The following is a 22,029-nucleotide window of genomic DNA, read 5'->3' as shown; positions in this document are numbered from 1 at the left end:
GATACTGAGATGCGAAAAATACACGACTTTGATTTAAAGCTACTCCACTTATTTGTGACCATTGTTGATTCCGGTGGCTTTTCAGCTGCGCAATTTAAATTAAACATGCACCAATCGACAATTAGTACTCGCATGAACGATCTGGAAACCCGGCTTGGTATGACATTGTGCCACCGGGGACGAAGAGGGTTCCGCCTGACTCATGATGGCAACAAGGTCTACCAGCTTTGCCAAACGTTATTTAGTGATATTGCCAGCTTTGAAGATCAACTCGATAGCATCAGAAATGTCTCCCATGGGCACATCAAACTCGCACTGACTGATAACCTTGCTACCAACCCGCAATGTAAAATCCAGCAGGCTATCAAACACTTTTGCAAAGACCACCCAAAGGTGACAATCGATACGGAGATCTGCGACTCGTACCAAATTGAAATGATGGTGCTTGATGGAAAGGCCGAGCTAGGGATCACGTCCTCAGAGGTCCCCAAAGACGGTCTTACATATATCTATTTATTTGGTGAAAAACAGTGCCTGTATTGCGCGCCGGACCATCCGGTTCTCTCAATTCCACGAGAGATCACGACTGACGATCTGCTTGATACGCCTATTGTAGAGCGAGGGGTATCCCACAAAATCACTCCGCTCAGCAATACTAAAAACTTGCTACACCTTGCCAGCAGCACCAATATGGAAGCAACAGCCCATCTGGTATTATCCGGCAATTTTGTCGGCTACCTGCCGGATCACTATGCTTCGATTTGGGAACAACGTGGAGAGATGGTCAGAGTCAACGCCCCGTCTCTTGAGTACATTGCTGAATTTCATTTAACCACCCTGGAATCCAAGGAACTTTCATTAGCCGCAACTGAATTAATGCATGCGATTTCCAGCGCCCACCAAAATATAAAGCCGTCACTTCATTTCTCTGTTTGATCCCATCCAACCGCTTTGAAATTTATTCACGGAATATTCGCCCTTTATTCCGTGAATGCAACTTTTTATTCTTATATCGAATTCATACAAAGTAACCATAGAAAACCCATTATTTATCTTCTTCACTAAAAAGCGCTCAATGTTCCTAAAGAACAATATTACCCAGAGGTAAAACTATGAGCACTTACCCGTGTATTAATATCCATTTAGATACGATCACCCAAAATACCCAACACATGGTATCAGCATGTCAAGCCCAGGGCGTATCGCCTGCCGGTGTTACCAAGCTAGCCTGCGCCACTCCAGATGTCGGACAGGCTATCTTAAATGGCGGCATTCAGCTGCTTGCTGATTCCCGTATCAGGAACTTAAAAAAAATACGTCACCTCAATGCCCAGACGTTGCTTTTGCGCCTGCCGGCTCTCAGTGAGATCAGCGAGGTTATCAAATACGCCGATATATCCCTTAACTCCGAAATGGCGACCTTAGATGCGCTGTCTGCTGAAGCGGTCAAGCAACATAAAACTCATCAGGTTATTTTGATGCATGACTTAGGCGATCTGCGGGAAGGCGGGTTCTACGAAGAAGAAACCCTTGCCCTTGCTCGCAAGGCCGTGTCACTACCGGGGATCGAGCTTGTCGGCCTCGGTAGCAACCTCGCCTGCTATGGTGGCGTAGAGCCCACCTCCGACAATCAAAACACGCTGATTGCGATAGCCAGACAGATAGAAGCGTCATTCGGCATCACACTCAAGTACATCTCCGGAGCAAGCTCAGCCGGGTTGCCTCTGATGTTCAGCGGTGAACTGCCACAAGGCATCAACCAGCTAAGACTCGGGGCTTCACTTCTGATGGGAATTGGGCTGAACGATGATCCTATCCCCGACACCCGCCAAGATACCTTTGACCTCACAGCAGAAATCGTCGAGATCAAAGTCAAACCCTCAGTCCCGACCAGCTCCACTGCCCTCGATGCTTTTGGCAACAAGCCTGATTTTATTGATCGCGGACTTCGTAAGCGTGCTATTTGCGCGGTCGGAAAACAAGATGTCGATATCAGCCAGATCTCCCCGAAAGACCCAAACATTATCGTCATTGGCGGTAGCAGCGATCACCTTATTCTCGATATCAACGACTGCGAACCCGATTACCAAATCGGTAGCTTAGTTGATTTCGATCTGTCCTACGGCGGCGTCTTGCAATGCATGACCTCCGAATACATCACAAAACGCTTTATCTAAAACCAAAAATATGAATGCAAATACCACTTCAACATCGCGCTAAGGATGCACCATGTTAAGAATTAAGAAGTTCCCCAACACCTTTACGATCCTATTCTTTCTCATTTCGTTCTTTGCCATGCTGACCTATATATTGCCGGCAGGTAAATACACCCGAGAAATGAATGAACAGCTCGGCCGGGAAGTGCCTCTTCCTGGCTCATATCATGTCATTGAATCTTCGCCGCAAGGTTTTTTTGATACCCTTATGGCTCCCATCTCCGGCTTTTATGATCCGGTAAGCGGCGTCATCGGTGCCATCGATGTCAGCCTTTTCGTCCTGATGGTCGGCGGTTTCCTCGGTATAGTTACCAAGACAGGTGCCATTGACACAGGCATTGCCAGGATCATGGTTCGCCTAAAGGGACGGGAAATATACATGATCCCTATCTTGATGACCCTATTTGCACTTGGTGGGACATCCTATGGTATGGCAGAGGAATCACTGGCCTTCTATGGCCTGCTTATCCCAATCTTTATGACAGCCCGCTTTGATCCCCTGGTTGCCGTAGCCGTTATATTTGTCGGCACTGGTGTTGGCACGCTGGGTTCAACCATCAACCCGTTTGGTACTGTCATTGCCTCTAACGCCGCCAGTGTCGATTTCCTCAGCGGAGTTGAATTACGGTTTGTCATTCTTGCCGTTGCCCTTGTCGCTGGCTGTGGCTATGTGATGCGCTATGCCAGAAAGATCCAGAAAAACCCAGACGCTTCCCTGCTTGCTCACCTGCGTCACGATCATGAAGCGCACTTTCTGGGTGACAAAGATGCCACTGACAATCTGCCTGTTCTAACCGCCTCACAGAAAGGCGTGCTGATCCTGTTTATCCTGACTTTCAGCATCATGATCTATGGCGTCTCTGTGCTCGGATGGTGGATGGCTGAGATGGCCACGCTATTTATCTTTATGGGTATTCTGTGCGGGATTGTCGGCCGCCTGAAAGAAGACGATCTGATCAACTCATTCGTGGCCGGGGCGGCCGATCTAATTGGTGTGGCATTAATTGTCGGTGTCGCCCGCGGAATTGTTGTGGTCATGGAAGCCGGTAACATCACTGACACCATTCTTAACTTTGCTGAAGGGATAGTGGCAGGCAAAAGTTCGGTCTTGTTCATTAACACCGTTTATTGGATTGAGATGCTGCTCTCTTTCATCGTTCCTTCAACCTCAGGCCTGGCGGTAATGAGTATGCCTATCCTGGCGCCACTGGGTGATTTTGCCAATACAGGCCGCGAGCTAGTGGTAACCGCCTTTATGAGCGGAATCGGCACTATCCTGTTTATTACGCCAACCTATGGTGTACTAATGGGCGGATTAGCGATAGCACGTATTCCTTATATCACCTGGCTGAAGTTCATAGCCCCGTTAGTCGCTTTCTTTGTTGTGCTTAACTGTGTGGTTCTGTCAATCGGCGTAACACTATAGAATAACTCGATATTAACCAATTACGCTCCCGGCAGGTTATTAGCTTCCGGGAGCTTTTTGTATTACTGCGATTAGAACCACCGCGATTTCAGCCACTGCTACTTCAAGCCCAATCGCTTAGCCAGACGATGCAGGTTACCGCTGTCGATGCCAAGCTGCCTTGCGGTCGCTGCCCAGTTGTTATCATTCGCCTCCAGTGCTTGGCGAATATACTGCGCCTGAAATAACTCAGTCGCATCACGCAAGTTATCACCGGTAAACACAGGCATCGATGAGTGGACACCTCCCCGGGCAGATCGAGCTATCGCAATCCCCTGTCTAGAAGCCTCTGGACTTGAACCTTCTTGACCTAAGCCATCTTGGACAACACCGTCAAAATTAAAGTGATGAGGATGAATCTGTGGTGATTCGGCACCATATTCAGAACGGGCCAAAATAGCCGCGCGGTGGATACAGTGCTCCAGCTCGCGGATATTACCCGGCCAGCCATACTGGGAAAGCATCGTCAGGCTAGCCTGGCTAAGACGCAGTGTCTGTATCCCTAATTTTGCCCGGCATTTTTCGATAAAGTATCCGGCAAGCAGAGCAATATCATCACCACGTTCACGTAGCGGTGCCACATGAAGAGGAAAGACACTGAGACGATGATAGAGATCGGCACGGAACCGTCCTTCAACCACTTCCTGCTTTAGATCTTTATTGGTGGCGGCAATGATACGAACATTGACTTTCAGGCTGCGATCGTCACCAATTCGCTGCAAATCGCCATATTGCAGTACCCGCAGTAGTTTGGCCTGGAGCGCCAGCGGCAGCTCACCGATTTCATCGAGGAAAAGCGTCCCGTCATTGGCAATTTCAAACTTTCCGCTCCGATTGCTGATCGCGCCGGTAAAGGCTCCTTTGACATGACCAAACAATTCACTTTCGGCCACTGACTCTGGCAATGCCGCGCAGTTAAGGTAAACAAGAGGCTGCTCCGCACGGCCTGACTTACGATGAATATCTTTGGCCACCAGTTCCTTGCCGACACCTGTTTCGCCCAGCACCAATACATTCAGATCAGATTTGGCAACAACATCGATTTCGCTCTTAAGGGCAAGCACCGGCACCGACTGGCCGACCATCTCAACATTGTCGCTGTCATTGATCTTAATCGACGGTAGCTGGGTCGGGCTCTCTGACGCCACCTTTTCCAGTTGTTCCATCATCAAGGCATTATTGAGCGACACTGCAGCCAACGCACTGATAGTACGCAGATCCTGATCGCTAAACTCTGCAAACGACGAGGTGTCAAAGCTGTCTATGGTCAGGGCACCGATTAAGTTGTCATCCGCCAACAGCGGCAATCCAATACAGGCATGAACCTTAAGTTCATCCTCATGGTTGGGGATCAACCCGTCGAACGGATCAGGAAGTTCGCTATCAGCGGGAAACCTGACGATGTCACCGGCTCGCGCTATGGCTTCGAGCCTCGGGTGCTCGCTAATCGTAAAACGCCGCCCCAGCACATCAGGAACCAAACCATCGATAGCCAGAGGCGTGAATTGCTGACCACGAAAGGCCAGCAATGCGGATGCATCGCAGTTCAACGTCTGACGAATAGTATTTAGAAGGCGCTGAAACCGGTCCTGGTTAGAAATGCTGGTCGTCATATCCAGGGCGATATGGGTAAAGTCACGCGTTGGCAACACCATGCCTGCTCTCTCCGCTAATTATCAAAAACTCACTGTGTCAATATGACATATAGATGTAATTATGACAATAATTCAAAAGTGTCATATTGACACCATAAAACATTTACCTCTATAAATTCAACAATTTAAAAGTTGGCACGTTTGTTGATATCTAAGGCTTGATACTACAACAACTATTCGAGTGATCAGATATGACTAAACAAAAGTTATCAATCATATCGCTTCTCATTGTGTGCTTGGCTTCATTTACAGTCTTGCTCAGCATCGGAAGCGACATTTACCGCGAGGCACCGCCCATTCCGGCCAAGGTTGTCAGCACAAGCGGTGAGGTTATTTTTACGGAAAATGATATTCAACGTGGCCAACTGGTATGGCGCTCTATGGGCGGACATCAGCTTGGTTCTATTTGGGGACACGGCTCCTATGTCGCACCAGACTGGACAGCAGACTGGCTGCATCGTGAGGCGAATAACTGGCTGGAGCTGAAAGCGCGTGAAGACTTCAACAAGCCTTTCACCCAGCTGTCGAACAGTCAGCAGGCAGCACTGGAGCAAGAACTGCGTGATGACTTGCGTCCTAACAACTACAACGTAGAAACCGGTGTCATCACCATTTCTCAGCGCCGTTCTGACGCGATTTCTATGTTGCAGCGTCACTACATTGGCCTGTTTGGCGATGATCCTGCCTATCAGCCACTGCGTGAAGACTACGCAATGAAAGAGGGTACGGTTTCAACAGCTGAGCGTCGCGAACAGCTAACGGCTTTCTTTTTCTGGAGCGCTTGGGCTGCTACCACAGAACGTGTCGATCAAAACTACACCTACACCAATAACTGGCCTTATGATCCGGTTCTAGGCAATACACCGACATCCAGCAATATTGTCTGGTCTATCTTAAGTGTGGTTGTTCTGATTGCCGGTGTGGGCGCATTGGCCTGGTATCACGCCGCACTAAAACACGAGCCGCTACCGACACCGCCGAAGTACGATCCTCTGTTTGACGCCAAGCCGACTGCATCACAAAAAGCGGTAGGTAAGTACTTCTTTACTGCAGTAGGCCTATTCCTATTACAGGTTTTCCTTGGTGGTATTACCGCCCACTACGGTGTCGAGGGTCAGGACTTTTACGGCATTCCACTTTCAGAAATCCTACCCTACTCGGTTACCCGAACCTGGCATACCCAGCTAGCTGTCTTCTGGATCGCAACCGCATGGCTGGGAACCGGACTGTACATTGCACCGGCATTGTCAGGCCATGAACCTAAGTTCCAGCGCCTGGGCGTCAATGTTCTCTGGATCGCACTGGTTGTTGTCGTACTCGGCTCGATGGCTGGTGAATGGCTTGCTGTTCAGCAGTACTTTGACCTCGATACCAGTTACTTGTTGGGCCATCAGGGTCAGGAATACATCGATCTTGGCCGTGTCTGGCAGGTTCTGCTATTGGTTGGCTTGCTGATCTGGCTGGCACTGGTAACCCGTGCAATTCGCCCGGCGCTTTCGCAGCAAGGTGAAATGCGTGCAGTCATCTGGGTACTGTATGCCTCTTGTGTGGCTATCGGCCTGTTCTATGGTGCCGGTCTGTTCCAGGGCAAGCACACCAACCTGGCGATTGCAGAATACTGGCGCTGGTGGGTGGTACACCTGTGGGTAGAAGGCTTCTTCGAAACCTTTGCCACCTCTGTTATTGCCCTGATGTTTGTTCGCCTTGGCCTGGTACGTGCAGCAACAGCCAACAGTGCGGTACTGTTCGCCACAGTTGTCTTCCTAACTGGCGGCCTGATCGGTACCCTGCACCACGTGTACTTTACCGGTACGCCAACATCCGTCATTGCCTGGGGTTCAATCTTCTCGGCACTGGAAGTTGTACCGCTGGCGCTTATCGGATTCGAGGCCGTTGAAAGCTACCGCATGCGCAATACCACGCCGTGGATGGCACGCTACAAATGGGCAATCATGTTCTTTGTCGCAACGGCATTCTGGAACCTTGTCGGTGCCGGTATACTTGGCTTCCTCATCAACCCGCCTGTCGCGCTGTACTTTATCCAGGGCTTGAACACCACTGCTACCCATGCCCACGGTGCGTTTATGGGCGTATACGGCATGCTAGGCATTGGCCTGATGTTGTTCTGCCTGCGTGGTCTGGCGGGTGAAGCCCGAGGGTGGAATGATAAATGGCTGAAATGGGCCTTCTGGTCACTGAACATTGGTCTGGCTGCCATGTTGGCTATGTCGCTGCTACCTGTGGGTCTGGTTCAGTTCTTCGCTGTCATCGAGAACGGTTACTGGTTTGCCCGCTCACCGGAAGTACTGCACAGCCCGCTTGTTGAGACCTTGGTCTGGTTACGTATGCCGGGTGACATGCTGTTCGGTGCCGGCGGGATCTTCCTGGGAATCTTCCTGGCCAAACTGATTGTTCAGGCTATCAAGTCAGGTAACAAGACAGAGGCACTAGCACGATGAGCAGGCACATCCTATCCGGGCTTAAAGTTTTACTGGCTATTTCGGGGATTTATCTCGGCAGTGCCGTGCTGACCAGCCTGCCGCAGCTGTTTGTTCAGCTGTCCGTTGAGATGGGATGGATGACTCCCGCTCTTCTGTAACCTCCACTCAGGCCGTCCGATATCATCATGATATCAGGCGGTCTGAGCCGTTTTCACCTGTGAGTTCATTATGTATCTGACCATCAAATCTTTTCACCTGTTCACCGTAATGCTCAGCATCAGTTTGTTTGTTCTGCGCTTCGGTCTGCGCTGTCGACACTCCCCCTTGGCAGATAACCGGGTGCTGAAGGTTATCCCGCATATTAATGACTCTTTTTTACTTACCAGCGGCTTTGCCCTGATCAACCTCACCGGCTTTGTCCCGTTTACACCCGCCGCCCCCTGGTTATCAATCAAGCTGATGAGTGTGGTCGCGTACATCCTTTGTGGTGCATTTGCTCTTAAGACGAAAACCAACTGGCAGCGATGGGCCTTTTTCACCGGCGCAATGGGCTGGTTGATGTTTATTGTCCACCTCGCCATTAGCAAATATTTTGCCCTCGACTCATTACCAGGCTATTCGCTGTTTCTATAACTCCATACTGACAAGAGCGTCAGTGCTCTTGTCGGCCACAATACGCCTTACCCTCAACAACTATATGCAGCACTCACCATTCCTTCGCAGAATCTGACAGCTTTTTGCCCCTACAAATGCGAGCAAAAGTTCACACGCCAGATCATATGTTCACACATAAAACATTCGTATCACGCCAACATAGCAAGTATCTAGGTAAATTAATTCGTAAAATAGTCTTTGGATCTTATAAAAATGCGATCTGGGCACGATTTGCCTTCCTAAACAATTGACAATTTACAGCAAAAAGCTAATTATCATCACATCAATTGTTCTTTGATGATCCATATGTTCACAGGCTGTGTTTTTGGTTTGAAACATTTGGGTTAATTACAGGTAAAACTACCTTTTCTGGCTACACTTTTAGCTAGCAATAAGACAAGCCCTAACACTTTGAAGGTCGAAAGATATGAGCACTAAACTGGAACAACTGCGCGCGCTAACAACTGTTGTTGCTGACACTGGCGACATTGAGGCTATCAGCAAGTATCAGCCTGAAGATGCGACTACCAACCCATCGCTGATCCTGAAAGCTGCACAGATCGCTGAGTATGCTCCTCTTATTGATGCGTCAATTGCTTACGCTAAAGCTCAGAGCGACGACAAAGAGCAGCAGGTTCAAGATACTTGCGACATGCTTGCAGTAAACATCGGTAAAGAAATCCTGAAAGTCGTTCCTGGCCGTATCTCTACTGAAGTTGACGCTCGTCTTTCTTACGACACTGAAGGCAGCATCGCTAAAGCTCGCCAGCTAATCAAAATGTACAACGATGCTGGTATTACTAACGACCGTATCCTTATCAAGCTAGCATCTACTTGGGAAGGTATCCGTGCTGCTGAAGTACTGGAAAAAGAAGGCATCAACTGTAACCTGACTCTGCTATTCTCTTTCGCTCAGGCGCGTGCATGTGCAGAAGCTGGTGTTTACCTGATTTCTCCTTTCGTTGGCCGCATCATGGACTGGTACAAAGCGAAAGAAGGTCGTAACTTCGAAGCACAGGAAGATCCAGGTGTTATCTCTGTAACTAACATCTACAACTACTACAAAGAACACGGCTACAATACTGTTGTTATGGGCGCAAGCTTCCGTAACACTGGTGAAATTCTAGAACTAGCCGGTTGTGACCGTCTGACTATCAGCCCACAGCTACTACAAGACCTGGAAGATGCAACAGGTGAAGTTGTTCAAAAACTAGTTGCAACAACTGAGCTGAAAGAACGCCCAGCAGCTATGGGTCACGCTGAGTTCCTATGGGAGCACAACCAGGATCCAATGGCGGTTGAGAAACTGGCTGAAGGTATCCGTAACTTCGCCGTTGACCAGGGCAAGCTAGAAGCAATGATTGCTGAGCGCCTGTAAGCCTTAGACATATTCAAGAAAGCGGCCGACAAGCCGCTTTCTTCCTTTTTAACGTTTTTGATTCAAATAAATTCTATAGTGGAAACCAATATGGAACGTAAAGTGTTAGCAAATGCAATCCGTGCACTGAGCATGGACGGTGTACAGCAGGCAAACTCAGGCCACCCAGGTGCACCTATGGGTATGGCGGACATCGCTGAAGTACTGTGGCGCAGCCACATGAACCACAACCCACAAAACCCAGAGTGGGCTGACCGCGACCGTTTCATCCTGTCGAACGGCCACGGTTCAATGCTGATCTACTCTCTGCTTCACCTTACTGGCTACGATCTATCTATCGATGATCTGAAGAACTTCCGCCAGCTTCACTCTAAAACACCTGGTCACCCAGAATACGGTTACGCACCAGGCGTTGAAACAACAACTGGTCCACTAGGCCAGGGCATCACCAACGCTGTTGGTATGGCGATCGCTGAAAAAGCAATGGCTGACCAGTTCAACCGCGACGGCCACGATATCGTTGACCACTACACCTACTCGTTCCTGGGTGACGGTTGTATGATGGAAGGTATCTCTCACGAAGCATGTTCTCTAGCCGGCACACTGGGCCTTGGCAAACTAGTTGCTTTCTGGGATGACAACGGTATCTCTATCGACGGTGAAGTTGAAGGTTGGTTCTCTGACGACACGCCTAAGCGTTTCGAAGCATACGGCTGGCACGTAATTCCAGCAGTAGACGGTCACGATCCAGAAGCAATTAACGCAGCTATCGAAGCGGCGAAAGCGGAAACTGGCAAGCCGACTCTGATCTGCTGCAAAACTATCATCGGTTTCGGTTCTCCAAACAAAGCCGGTTCACACGACTGTCACGGTGCTCCACTAGGTGCTGAAGAAATCGCCGCTGCACGTGAATTCCTTGGCTGGAACCACGGTCCTTTCGAAATCCCTGCAGACGTTGCTGCAGAGTGGGATGCGAAAGAAGCGGGTGCAGCTAAAGAAGCAGCTTGGAACGCGAAGTTCGAAGCATACGCTGCTGCTCACCCTGAGCTGGCTGCAGAGTTCAAGCGCCGTTCATCTGGCGAGCTTCCTGCACAGTGGGAAGAGCAAGCGAACGCAATCATTGCCGATCTTCAGGCAAACCCTGCGAACATCGCTTCACGTAAAGCGTCTCAGAACGCACTGGAAGCATTTGGTAAACTGCTACCAGAATTCATGGGCGGCTCTGCTGACCTTGCACCTTCTAACCTGACTATGTGGTCTGGTTCTAAGTCACTAGAAGCAAACGACTTCACTGGTAACTACATCCACTACGGTGTACGTGAATTCGGTATGACAGCTATCATGAACGGCATCGCCCTGCACGGCGGTTTCGTACCATACGGTGCAACCTTCCTGATGTTCATGGAATACGCACGTAACGCAATGCGTATGGCTGCACTGATGAAAGTTCAGAACATCCAGGTATACACTCACGATTCAATCGGTCTGGGTGAAGATGGTCCTACGCACCAGCCTGTAGAGCAAGTTGCTTCTCTACGCCTGACGCCTAACATGAGCACATGGCGCCCATGTGACCAGGTTGAGTCAGCCGTTGCCTGGAAATTTGCTATCGAACGTAAAGACGGTCCAACATCACTGATCTTCTCGCGTCAAAACCTTGCACAGCAAGAGCGTACAGCGGCACAGGTTGCTGATATCGCTAAGGGTGGCTACATCCTGAAAGACTGCGAAGGCAAGCCAGAGCTGATTCTGATCGCAACAGGTTCTGAAGTAGAACTAGCAACAGAAGCATACGCCCAGCTAACAGCTGAAGGCCGTAAGGTTCGCGTTGTTTCTATGCCAGCAACTGACCTGTTCGACAAGCAAGATGCAGCATACCGTGAAGCGGTACTGCCATCAGACGTAACTGCACGTATCGCTGTAGAAGCTGGTATTGCAGACTTCTGGTACAAGTACGTTGGCTTCGGCGGTCGTATCATCGGTATGACTACCTTCGGCGAATCTGCACCAGCAGGCGAACTGTTCAAGATGTTCGGCTTCACTATTGAAAACGTTGTTGATACAGCAAAAGAACTACTAGGCTAAGCATTACTGCTTAACTGATTTCAAAGCCAGGCTTGATAGCCTGGCTTTTTTTATTCCAGTATTTAAAGTGACTATTTTATAAAATATTAGCTGCGCAAAACCATAATTTCCCCACCTGTTAATTTTCTATTTACACCTATAACAAAATTCATCATACAAAAATCTAAGTATTAGCAGACCCTTTGTTAGCAATTTATCAATATGTGACTAAAGTCTTACTTTTAAAAGGGTTATTAGGGATGCATCTATTAGAAAATATGCCGTTATTTGATCGGGATCACTCATTTTCGGGCAAATAAACAAGATGCATATAACTCAGATCAATACCTGAAAATATTTTTATGCATCTGGTGTCAATGTAGAAAACATTTCTATATATCAAAGCTGTTGTGAAAAAATAAGGATTTTTTTCTCTTATATAAAGCGTATTCTCGCTTTGAATTAAAACATAAGCACCAGGGAATAATTACTTCATTAATCCACTTTTATAATTTTTGATTTTTGATTTCATTTTAACTCCAATCCGAATTATCGGGTGTTCCCTCGTGCCAACTTTTTATATTGGACGTAATAGTAGGTCGAAAGATGACAAAACAAAAACTAGGACTCGCGAGTATAGTATTGCTCGGGTTTAACTCTATCATTGGCTCTGGAATATTTTTATTACCTAGCTCTTTATATCAATTAGCCGGTGATTGGTCTGTTGCCCTTATTCTTATTACTGCGGTCATTGTCGCTACCATCGCATTTTGCTTTGCTGAAGCATCAGGCTACTTTAGCCAAAATGGCGCAGCCTATGTTTATACCAAGGAAGCCTTTGGTCCTTTTGCCGGTTTTGAAGTCGGTTTCCTTAAATGGATGATGCAGTGTATTGCGTGGGGAGTAATGGCAGTAGCACTAACTAATATTCTTGCTAATACCTTTGGTTTTGAAGAAAACCAAATGTTACGTAGCGGAATTATTATTAGTATTGTCGGCTCACTAACAATATTAAACCTTGCTGGTGTCGGTGCTGCCAAATTGGTGAACAATATTTCCACATTAGCGAAAATGGTACCTTTAGTATTATTAATTGTTGGTGGCGTGTGGTTTATTAATCCAGAGTTCATCCTACCGACTATCTCTTCTGCACCAGCAGAAACGGCAGAACATTCACTTTCATTTGAGACTCTAGGTTCAGCTTTGATCCTTTGTTTCTACGCTTTTACCGGATTTGAAACATTCGGCACTGCCGCGGAAGATATGGATAATCCTAAGCGTAATCTTCCTCTTGCCATTATCATCGTAATCATCGCAGTGACGGTATTCTATGCCGCAGTTATGGCTGTCTCTGTCGGCATCCTAGGCCCTGATATCGCCAACTCTTCCGTCCCGTTAGCGGATGCAGCAAAAGTGGCGTTCGGTGATGCGGGTTTCTATATGATCACTATCGGCTCAATCATCTCGATTGCCGGTATTAATGTTGCCGCTTCTTTCCATATTCCACGTGCGTTACTGCCACTGGCTGACGACAAAATGATCCCAGCCGTGTTTGGCCGCAAGAACGACAAAGGTATTCCTACTGTGGCTATTATTGCCTCAGGCTTGGTAACTATCCCGATTGCCCTCTCTGGCTCATTCACCACACTGGCGATGCTTAGCGTAGTCACCCGATTTGCGCAGTACATCCCTACCTGTATTGCTGTTCTCAAGTTCCGCCAACGCTTTAAAGGTGACGAAAGCACCAAGAACAACTTCAAAGTACCATTCGGACCGATTGTCCCTGTGGCAGGTGTCTGTATCTGTCTCTGGCTGCTAGCCGACCAGAGCCTGACCAAGATCCTCGTTGGTTTGGGGGCCATGGTACTGATTTCACCGCTTTACTTTATCGCTCGTAAACGTGCAGCAGAGCAACACGTAGAACCAGCAACTACCAAAGCGTAACCCACTCGTAAACTTGGCCAGGACCTAGGTTCTGGCTACTACCCGGACATAATAGATGATGAACACAATTGAAATTGTTAATGCATGGCATCAGGAAATTACCACATGGCGTCATACGCTGCACAGCATGCCAGAAGTAGGTTTTGAACTTCACAACACATCTCAATATGTCGCGAATAAGCTTGAATCCTGGGCCATAAGAATCGATCGCAGCTTCGGCCAAACCGGTATTGTAGGCATTATTGACGGCACGCTGGGTGAAGGAAGAACCATCGCCTACCGCGCTGATATGGATGCCCTGCCGATGCAGGATCAAACAGGCCAGCTATATGCCTCTCAGAATCCGGGAATGGCCCATGCCTGCGGTCATGATGGTCATATGGCCATGTTACTGGCCACCGCTCGTTACTTCTCTGAAAACCGGGATTTCCGGGGCCGCATCATCTTCTTATTCCAGCCAGCCGAAGAAATCGGTGCCGGTGCCAAGGCCATGATGGAAGACGGCCTGTTCGAGCAGTACCCTTTTGACGAAGTGTATGGCTTCCATAACATGCCAAGGTTGCCAGAAAATACTATCTCGCTGCGCTACGGTCCTATTACTGGCGCTGGTGAAAAGTTCCGCCTGATTGTGAAAGGCTGCAGCGGCCACTCCAGTGTTCCGCATAAATGCATCAACCCAATCACTATCTCTGCCAAGATCATCACAGCATGGCAGTCCATTGTGTCAGAGTGCGTACCCTGCTCTGAAATGGGCGTGCTTGCCGTGACGAAAATCATGAGTGGTGAGGTGTTCAACTCTATACCTGAATCAGCCGAAGCCGGCGGGACGATACGCTTCTACGAGCGTGAAGTCGGCAAGACGCTGCGCCGCAAGATGCAGCTACTCGCCAGCTCGATTGCCGAAGCCTACGATGCAGAAGCTGAGGTACTGTTTGAAGTACTCTGTCCGGCAACAGTGAATACCCCTGAACAAGTTGATTGCGTTATTGACGTAGCCAAACAAACCGTCGGGGCAGAAAACCTCGATACCAATGTCGAGCCCAGTCCGGGGGGCGAAGACATGGCATTTTTCAAGAAAGACGACAATATTGGTGCCTGCTTTTTTATGATTGGCTCAAAGGGCACCAACCTCCATACCTGCGATTTTGATTTTGATGACAGCATAATTCCTCTCGGAGTCACCATGCTGTGCCGAATCGCAAAACAACGCTTAGTGTGAAAAGGTTTATTATGAAAACAATGCTAAAAACATCCCTACTTTCCCTTGCTCTGGCAGTTGTACCAACATCAGCAGCCTTCGCCGATGTCATCGACTGGTCAAGCGACGAAGGGATCACTCGCCTTGAACAATCTCACTTCAAGAAAGATTTCTTCAAGCTGGCGAACTTTTACGATGCGCAGGATAACAAAGTCTACTGCGGTGTTGCCTCCACCAGCATCATAATGAACGCACTCCGCGTACGCCAGAACGTGACAGAAATCCCGCTGGATGAATCAACGATTGCACCAGAAGACCGGGCTTACTTCCCTCAAGGTGACTGGAGCCCGTTCTACGAACGCTATACTCAAAATACCGTTCTGGGTCATAGCGAGAAGACTCGACTACAAATCATGGGACAACCTGTCTCTGAAGGTGCTGGCCCAGATTACGGCTTACAGCTAGATCAAATGACGGATCTGGTGACATCTAACCACCTTAAAGTAAAAACAGTATTCGTCGATAATCTGGACAGCAAGGCGGCGATGAAAGCCGAGCTGGTTCATGCCCTGGAAACCAGAGACCAGTATGTTGTCGTTAACTACTCGCGTAAAACACTTAACCAGCCAGGATCGGGCCATTACTCACCAGTTGGTGCCTATGACAAAGCATCGGACTCTTTCCTGATCATGGATGTATCAAATGCCAAGGCAAATTGGGTCTGGGTCGACAGCGATCAACTATTTGACGCAATGGCAACGATGGATACAAAGCGCAATCGCGGTTACCTGCTGATCAGCGAAGGTCTTAAAGGCTAATTGCTAACCACTCCGGCAGGCTCCCCCTCTGCCGGAGTTAACCGACTACGTCATCATCCCGCCCTATACTACGAACAAATCAGCACCAGTATATTTGAGCGACAATGTGATTGTATGCCTACGAAAACACCAAGATACATATGCAATTACTGCTTTTAATAACAGCCCAAAAACTCAAGTGGTCAACATTAGCGATACTGAGTTGGCAGGAAAGCCTTTCTATACCTTTAGAACGGTTTCACCCTCTATAACATTAAAGTCATAGTCATATATTTCATGTTCATTAATGATTTTCTGCACTGCATGAAAGCCCCGATTCACGATGTTTTGGTCAATTGTCGTTAATCGGTAGGGTAAGTAGTCAAGTAGCTTCAAATTATCCATGCCCATTAATGAAAAATCACCCGGGATATTCAGCTTGTGTTGAGAAGCCGCTTGCATACAACCTATCGCTAGTATATCTGCCATACAAAGAACAGCTGTAGCCCCTGCATCTTCAATAGTATTTTTTATTTTCGGGAATACATCTCTGACTGCGTCTATAGATAGCTCAGTTTCAATAAGGGTAAGCTTCATATCTTCATTTATTGATTGCCGCTTATCTACAACGCCTTGGTACCTCGCTAAGTGAACAGCAGAATCACTTAGTCTTCCAAAGAGAAGTACTATATTTTTATGACCACACTCAAACAAGTGATTAATCGCAAGTGAGCCCATCTCATGATCATCTATATAGTAATTAATAAGATTATCGTTGGCGGAGTAATCATTAAAGAATTTAACATTATCAACCATGATCGTTCTAAACGGCCATGATGCAATTTTTTCTAAAACCGTATCACTCAGATTTCCAAGAGTAATAACCCCCTTAGGCGTTGGGCCATTTATTATTGAGTCGATTTCATGCGCTTCACTGACCCGTACAAAGCTACAAGATAATTGGTTCTGAGACGTGGCTTTTTCTATTCCTGATAAAAAATCTGTAAAAAAAGGATTATCCTGTAATAACGGTTGCTTAGTCCTGGTCTTATCCAATGTTGGCAGTAATATCAGAATTGTATTTGTCGTACCACTTTTTAAAGCCGCAGCAATGGGGTTTTTGGAGTATTTCATTTGTTGTGCGACTAAAAGAATATGCTTCGCTGTTTCTTCCGTTACTTTTGACGTTTTTCCGTTTAGCACATTTGAAACTGATGCAACAGAAACTCCGGCCTGCTTAGCTACATCTTTTAGTGTAACTCTTGACATACTACTTATACCCTCTCAATTAAAGGCTGATTATACTGATACTTTTGAGCCAATTAAAAGGTTAACTTTTGTATAGCAATTGACACCAAACCAAAGCTCATCATCCAGCACCACAACCCAATCCCCAATTAAAGATCCGGCAAATCGCTTTGACTAGTTATCAATCATGTTTTGATCAACATTACTGTGATCGACCATAGAGTAAAAAGCTGAAATACATCCTTGATCTCACAAGGTTAAACGATTAACCTGGCCATGTTAACGACAAAAGCTCTTAAGGAACACATGGATGCTCTCCCTACAAGTCTAAGGACTGAACAGGTATTTGCAGCTCGCAATCCCCCATGTTGTTTAGTTAGACACCAGTCAACTATCAGCCAAGCAGCTATAGCCATGACGCATTATTATTTATGACTTACTTTGGAAATACTGTATGCAGCACGCTAAATTGTTAAAGAACGTTCATCTACTACGCTTTGGCCAGCCGTTTAAAACAGAAGCCGTAGTATTACCACTTAGCTCTTTTTGTACTTTGAGCCCAAAGTGTATTCAGGTAACACAAACAGATAGCACTACCGTTATCCACTACCCTTTGGAGCTAAACGACATCGTATATGGAATGGGGGAAAACACCGGCAGTATTGATAAGCGTGGTAAGAAGTTCGTCTGTTATTGTACTGATGATCACCTTCATACTCCCGACAAGCAAAGCTTGTATGGTAGCCATCCGTTTTTAATCGTAGATAAACAAAATGAAAATAAGCAGCCGTTTGGCCTATTTATCGATTTCCCTGGTGAAATAACATTTGATATCGGCTTCACAAACCGCAACTTACTCGAAGTAACAATTCCAAGTTTAGATGTAGATATCTACGAATTACACGCCACGAATAAAAAGCAAATCATTCATCAATTTCGACAACTGACAGGAACGCCATATGTTCCACCGCGCTGGGGTTTCGGTTATCAGCAGTGCCGATGGTCCTATCACGATTCAAACGAAGTCGACAAGATAATTAACGGTTTTCGCAGCAATGACATTCCGTGCGATACCATATATCTCGATATCGACTACATGGTCGAATATAAAAACTTCACCATTGACAATAATAAGTTTCCAAACTTTGCCAAATATGTTGCCGAGAAAAAGCAACAGGGTATTCGCTTAATTCCAATTATCGATGCCGGTGTTCCGGTGTCTGCCGGCTATAGCGTCTATGAAGAAGGCGTAGAAAATGGTTATTTCTGTAAACAAGCTGACGGCGATCAATTCGAAGCGGCAGTATGGCCGGGGCTATGTGTCTTCCCTGATTATTTGAACTCCGATGTCCGCCAGTGGTGGGGCAATCAATATCGACAGTTGATCGAGCAAGGCATAGAAGGTTTCTGGAACGACATGAATGAACCCGCTTTATTTTATTCCAAGCAAGGCATTGAACAAGTTCATGAAATGATGGACCAGATGCGTAGCAATGATTGTAAGGTACAGGACTTCTTTAAGCTAAATGATATGGTACGTGGCCTGTCCAACAACCGCGAAGACTACAAATCAATCTATCACACAACCAAAGACGGTGAAATCGTCAACAACCACGATGTTCATAACTTATACGGTCTGAATATGACACGTGCAGCTGCCGAGGGCTTTGCTCAGATCTGTCCCGAAAAAAGAATACTATTGTTCTCCCGTGCATCCGGCATTGGCGCCCATCGGTATGCCGGTATATGGCTCGGTGATAATATGAGCTGGTGGGAGCATATATTGCTGAACATCCGTATGATGCCAGCGATCAATATGTGTGGCTTTCTGTATAGTGGTGCAGATGTGGGCGGTTTTGGTTGTGACGCAAGTGCTGACTTGCTCATTCGCTGGACACAATTTGCCTTGTTTATGCCTCTGTTTCGCAACCATGCCGCAGGTACACGTTATCAAGAACCATTTGCATTTGATGAATACACCACGACTACAATACGTGAGCACATTAAACTGCGATACATGATGATACCTTACATCTATAGCGAATATATGCGTGCCGTACAAAACAACGATTGCTATTGCTGGCAGCTAGGCTTTGAGTACTCAGATACACGCAGTGCTCGCGTCGATGATCAGCTATTATTAGGCCACTCAATGATGTGCACACCAATCTATACAGAAAATGCACGTGGTCGCCATGTATACCTACCTGAACCAATGTTGCTATGGAAAGTCGCTCACCACACTGGCCGCGAGATGTGCCAATTACCGGCAGGAGATCATTGGCTTGATCTTCAGTTGGATGAGCTGCCTGTGTTTATCCGTCCAAATAAAATGCTACCTCTAACTGATACAGCGGATAACGTCGATGCTCAAGCGCTCACACATCTTGAGGTCTTGGTCAATTTGCATAATGAAGCTAGTTACACGCTATACCATGATGATGGTGTGAGTAGAGCTTATCAACAAGGTGATTTTGCTGAATTAGTGCTCGCCGTAAAGTTTGATACTAACTCCCCTGATGGCGTTGCTGTTAACGCTCAAGTGATGTGCGGTTATATTCCCTATCAGCAAATCACCTTCCACATTATCACTTCGAGTGGCGACAGAATAATCAAAAATATCAGGCTCTAGGATCTTGACGATCTCTTCTATTTCGCCTTGCCGGGCAGGAGTAAGCAAATTCGTTTACTATGACAGCAAAATTGTTGCCCGGCAGTTGTCTGCAAGAGTATTACAATTCTTATCGTTCAAAACTCACTGTTGTATAACCCCTAACAGCGAGATCTTCATAATATTGAAGTTGGTTCGATACCTTCTCACTAATGAAGCTGTTAAGCGCCTGATTGCCATTTAAGCAACAACCATATTTCGCTAGTGAGCAAAGCACAAAAGTTCGCATTTATGCGACTAACCTTTTCGCTGTAAAGGCCGTTACATATTGAAAGAACAAGGTTCTCAACTATGTTTATACGAATGAATTGCCACTTCGTATAAAGGGTTGTCTATGAGATGTTTATTAGTTTCATTGGTCGCTGTTAGTGTTACCGCAGGGGCACACGCCTCAGAATCAAAACCAGCTACCCAGGCGACCATTGAGGCGAACCAAGCTTTATATAAAGCCTTACCATTTCAGGACAAGAAAGACTTTGAACGTGCGCAAAAAGGATTCATTGCCAAACAGGACGTAGTGACCATTAAAAATGACCAGGGGAATGTGGTCTGGGATCTTGAGGAATATAAAAAATACATCACTCAGGACGCCAAGGCCCCCGATAGTGTCAATCCTAGTTTGTGGCGAAACGCACAACTCAATCTCATTAACGGGTTGTTTAAAGTCACTGACGGCATTTATCAGATCCGCGGTTATGACTTATCAAACATCACCTTTGTTGAAGGTAAATCAGGCTGGATTGTTTTCGATCCTCTCATTTCACAAGAAACAGCCCGCGCCGCCTTGGATTTTATCAACGCAGAGCTGGGAGAGCGCCCTGTCACAGCTGTTATTTACAGCCATAGCCACATAGACCACTTCGGCGGTGTCCGTGGAATTGTCGATGAGGCTGATGTTGCTGCCGGTAAGGTTCAAATTATCGCCTCCCACGGTTTCACTGAGCACGCGGTATCAGAGAATGTCATTGCAGGTAATGCCATGGGACGACGGGCTATTTTCATGTATGGCGCGTTGCTTCCTCGTAACGAACAAGGCGGTGTTAACGGCGGGCTCGGGCAAACCACTTCAACCGGTCTTGCGACGTTAGTAAAACCCAACCTGATTATAGAAAAAACGGGCGAAGAGCATGTTATCGACGGTGTGAAAATGGTGTTCCAATATACACCGGGCACCGAAGCGCCGACCGAAATCAACACATGGTTTCCGGAGAAAAAAGCGCTCTGGATGGCAGAGAACAGCACTAACACGATGCACAACATCTTAACTCTGCGCGGCGCACAAGTGCGTGATGCATTGAAATGGTCTTATTATTTAAACGAAACTATCGAGCTGTGGGGCGATGAAGTCGAAGTAAAATTCCAGAGCCATCACTGGCCCATGTGGGGGCAGGAAGAGATAGTCAATTACTTCAAGCTTCAGCGTGATATGTACAAATATACGCATGACCAAACGGTTAGGCTGATGAATCAAGGCTACATTGGCTCTGAGATTTCCGAGATGATTCAGTTCCCGCAAGAGATCGAGCAAAACTGGAGTACCCGTGGTTACTACGGCACACTGCGCCATAATAGCCGTGCCGTTTATCAGCGCTATATGGGCTGGTACAGCGGTAACCCTTCGGATCTCAATAATCTCCCCCCAGCAGATGCCGCCGCTAAGTACGTGGAATATATGGGAGGCGAAGAATCTGCTATTGAGAAAGCTCAGAAGGACTTCGAAAGCGGAAACTATCGTTGGGTAGCCGAAGTGATGAAGCATGTGGTCTTTGCTAACCCGAAGAGCAAAAAAGGGAAGGCACTACTCGCAGACTCCTATGAGCAACTTGGTTATCAGGCGGAATCTGGCCCTTGGCGTTCTGTCTATTTACAGGGAGCCTATGAGTTACGCAACGGCACCCCGTCAGCTGGGGGAACCAATACCGCCTCGCCAGATATTATCAAAAACATGCCCCCCGAAATGTTATTTGATTATTTGGCGGTAAGATTGCTTCCTGAAAAAGCGGCCGGTAAACAATATGCTATAAACATTGATTTTACCGACCTTAAAGAACAGTACACACTGTATATCGAGAATTCCGTTCTCAACCACACCACGAAATTGAGTGACAAACCAAATGTCACTCTCACGTTGACCAAAGAATCCTTAGACAATATTCAACTGGGTATCATCACACTCGAAAAAGCCATTTCCAGTGGAAAGATAAAATTGAAAGGTGATAAGGAAGCCTTCAAAGACTTTGTGGGGATGCTGGATAACTTCAACTTCTGGTTCAACATTGTTACTCCATAGGAGAAACA

15 protein-coding genes are annotated in these 22,029 nt (G+C 47.1%); 13 read left to right on the top strand and 2 right to left on the bottom strand.

Annotation, left to right across the window (positions count from 1 at the left end):
- Nucleotides 1-9 precede the first annotated feature (9 nt).
- From EIZ48_RS04090 to EIZ48_RS04080, 3 genes are all read left to right on the top strand, one after another.
- Nucleotides 10-936: a LysR family transcriptional regulator gene (locus tag EIZ48_RS04090; RefSeq protein WP_160648831.1), complete on the top strand. Its 927-nt coding sequence runs from the start codon at nt 10-12 to the stop codon at nt 934-936.
- Between the two features lie 176 nt (nt 937-1,112).
- Nucleotides 1,113-2,177: an alanine/ornithine racemase family PLP-dependent enzyme gene (locus EIZ48_RS04085; RefSeq protein WP_160648830.1), complete on the top strand. Its 1,065-nt coding sequence runs from the start codon at nt 1,113-1,115 to the stop codon at nt 2,175-2,177.
- Between the two features lie 52 nt (nt 2,178-2,229).
- A complete protein-coding gene (locus EIZ48_RS04080; RefSeq protein ID WP_160648829.1) occupies nt 2,230-3,642 on the top strand; it encodes a YfcC family protein in 1,413 nt (470 codons plus the stop codon).
- A gap of 98 nt (nt 3,643-3,740) precedes the next feature.
- Here the strand turns inward: EIZ48_RS04080 and norR are convergent, their stop codons facing one another.
- Entirely contained in the window at nt 3,741-5,336 is a 1,596-nt protein-coding gene (norR, locus tag EIZ48_RS04075; protein WP_160648828.1) for a nitric oxide reductase transcriptional regulator NorR, read from the bottom strand.
- A 191-nt stretch (nt 5,337-5,527) separates the two neighbouring features.
- On the opposite strand from norR, the gene EIZ48_RS04070 reads away from it, so the two are divergent.
- The 8 genes from EIZ48_RS04070 to EIZ48_RS04035 all read left to right on the top strand — a co-directional run bounded on the left by EIZ48_RS04070 (nt 5,528) and on the right by EIZ48_RS04035 (nt 15,833).
- Nucleotides 5,528-7,795, top strand: coding sequence for a nitric-oxide reductase large subunit (locus tag EIZ48_RS04070; protein WP_160648827.1), 2,268 nt, complete (start codon nt 5,528-5,530; stop codon nt 7,793-7,795).
- The gene (locus tag EIZ48_RS04065) at nt 7,792-7,935 is read left to right on the top strand and encodes a hypothetical protein (RefSeq protein ID WP_160648826.1); all 144 of its coding nucleotides are present in this window, start codon (nt 7,792-7,794) and stop codon (nt 7,933-7,935) included. The genes EIZ48_RS04070 and EIZ48_RS04065 overlap by 4 nt, the downstream gene beginning before the upstream one ends.
- A gap of 70 nt (nt 7,936-8,005) precedes the next feature.
- Entirely contained in the window at nt 8,006-8,410 is a 405-nt protein-coding gene (locus tag EIZ48_RS04060; protein ID WP_160648825.1) for a SirB2 family protein, read from the top strand.
- 448 nt (nt 8,411-8,858) lie between these two features.
- Nucleotides 8,859-9,809 carry a transaldolase gene (gene tal / locus EIZ48_RS04055; RefSeq protein ID WP_160648824.1) on the top strand — a complete coding sequence of 317 codons (951 nt, stop codon included), beginning with the start codon at nt 8,859-8,861 and terminating at the stop codon, nt 9,807-9,809.
- A gap of 90 nt (nt 9,810-9,899) precedes the next feature.
- Nucleotides 9,900-11,894: a transketolase gene (gene tkt, locus EIZ48_RS04050; protein WP_160648823.1), complete on the top strand. Its 1,995-nt coding sequence runs from the start codon at nt 9,900-9,902 to the stop codon at nt 11,892-11,894.
- Nucleotides 11,895-12,479: 585 nt separating this feature from the next.
- Entirely contained in the window at nt 12,480-13,817 is a 1,338-nt protein-coding gene (locus EIZ48_RS04045; RefSeq protein ID WP_160648822.1) for an APC family permease, read from the top strand.
- A 55-nt stretch (nt 13,818-13,872) separates the two neighbouring features.
- On the top strand, nt 13,873-15,036 hold the full coding sequence (locus tag EIZ48_RS04040) for an amidohydrolase (protein ID WP_160648821.1): 1,164 nt from the start codon (nt 13,873-13,875) through the stop codon (nt 15,034-15,036).
- Between the two features lie 11 nt (nt 15,037-15,047).
- Complete coding sequence (locus EIZ48_RS04035) at nt 15,048-15,833, top strand: phytochelatin synthase family protein (RefSeq protein WP_160648820.1); 786 nt, start codon at nt 15,048-15,050, stop codon at nt 15,831-15,833.
- A gap of 219 nt (nt 15,834-16,052) precedes the next feature.
- Here EIZ48_RS04035 and EIZ48_RS04030 read toward each other — a convergent pair whose 3' ends face one another.
- Nucleotides 16,053-17,081, bottom strand: a complete 1,029-nt coding sequence (locus EIZ48_RS04030) for a LacI family DNA-binding transcriptional regulator (protein WP_160648819.1) — start codon at nt 17,079-17,081, stop codon at nt 16,053-16,055.
- Nucleotides 17,082-17,514: 433 nt separating this feature from the next.
- Here EIZ48_RS04030 and EIZ48_RS04025 point away from each other — a divergent pair, with 433 nt between their 5' ends.
- Together EIZ48_RS04025 and EIZ48_RS04020 are read left to right on the top strand one after the other, a co-directional pair.
- Entirely contained in the window at nt 17,515-19,692 is a 2,178-nt protein-coding gene (locus EIZ48_RS04025; protein ID WP_160648818.1) for a TIM-barrel domain-containing protein, read from the top strand.
- 373 nt (nt 19,693-20,065) lie between these two features.
- Nucleotides 20,066-22,021, top strand: coding sequence for an alkyl/aryl-sulfatase (locus EIZ48_RS04020; RefSeq protein ID WP_160648817.1), 1,956 nt, complete (start codon nt 20,066-20,068; stop codon nt 22,019-22,021).
- Nucleotides 22,022-22,029 lie beyond the last annotated feature (8 nt).

It is taken from the genome of Photobacterium alginatilyticum, assembly GCF_009910675.1.
Taxonomy (GTDB): domain Bacteria; phylum Pseudomonadota; class Gammaproteobacteria; order Enterobacterales; family Vibrionaceae; genus Photobacterium; species Photobacterium alginatilyticum.
The sequence above is the reverse complement of the archived record's forward strand: the minus strand, read 5'-3'. Positions and strand labels throughout refer to the sequence as shown.

Excerpts from the sequence above, each read along its gene's own strand:
- tal (WP_160648824.1), top strand. The coding sequence starts at position 8,859 with ATGAGCACTAAACTGGAACAACTGCGCGCGCTAACAACTGTTGTTGCT.
- EIZ48_RS04090 (WP_160648831.1), top strand. The coding sequence starts at position 10 with ATGCGAAAAATACACGACTTTGATTTAAAGCTACTCCACTTATTTGTG.
- EIZ48_RS04025 (WP_160648818.1), top strand. The coding sequence starts at position 17,515 with ATGCAGCACGCTAAATTGTTAAAGAACGTTCATCTACTACGCTTTGGC.
- EIZ48_RS04045 (WP_160648822.1), top strand. The coding sequence starts at position 12,480 with ATGACAAAACAAAAACTAGGACTCGCGAGTATAGTATTGCTCGGGTTT.
- EIZ48_RS04035 (WP_160648820.1), top strand. The coding sequence starts at position 15,048 with ATGAAAACAATGCTAAAAACATCCCTACTTTCCCTTGCTCTGGCAGTT.
- EIZ48_RS04030 (WP_160648819.1), bottom strand. The coding sequence starts at position 17,081 with ATGTCAAGAGTTACACTAAAAGATGTAGCTAAGCAGGCCGGAGTTTCT.
- EIZ48_RS04070 (WP_160648827.1), top strand. The coding sequence starts at position 5,528 with ATGACTAAACAAAAGTTATCAATCATATCGCTTCTCATTGTGTGCTTG.
- EIZ48_RS04020 (WP_160648817.1), top strand. The coding sequence starts at position 20,066 with ATGAGATGTTTATTAGTTTCATTGGTCGCTGTTAGTGTTACCGCAGGG.
- EIZ48_RS04085 (WP_160648830.1), top strand. The coding sequence starts at position 1,113 with ATGAGCACTTACCCGTGTATTAATATCCATTTAGATACGATCACCCAA.
- EIZ48_RS04080 (WP_160648829.1), top strand. The coding sequence starts at position 2,230 with ATGTTAAGAATTAAGAAGTTCCCCAACACCTTTACGATCCTATTCTTT.
- norR (WP_160648828.1), bottom strand. The coding sequence starts at position 5,336 with ATGGTGTTGCCAACGCGTGACTTTACCCATATCGCCCTGGATATGACG.
- tkt (WP_160648823.1), top strand. The coding sequence starts at position 9,900 with ATGGAACGTAAAGTGTTAGCAAATGCAATCCGTGCACTGAGCATGGAC.
- EIZ48_RS04040 (WP_160648821.1), top strand. The coding sequence starts at position 13,873 with ATGATGAACACAATTGAAATTGTTAATGCATGGCATCAGGAAATTACC.
- EIZ48_RS04065 (WP_160648826.1), top strand. The coding sequence starts at position 7,792 with ATGAGCAGGCACATCCTATCCGGGCTTAAAGTTTTACTGGCTATTTCG.
- EIZ48_RS04060 (WP_160648825.1), top strand. The coding sequence starts at position 8,006 with ATGTATCTGACCATCAAATCTTTTCACCTGTTCACCGTAATGCTCAGC.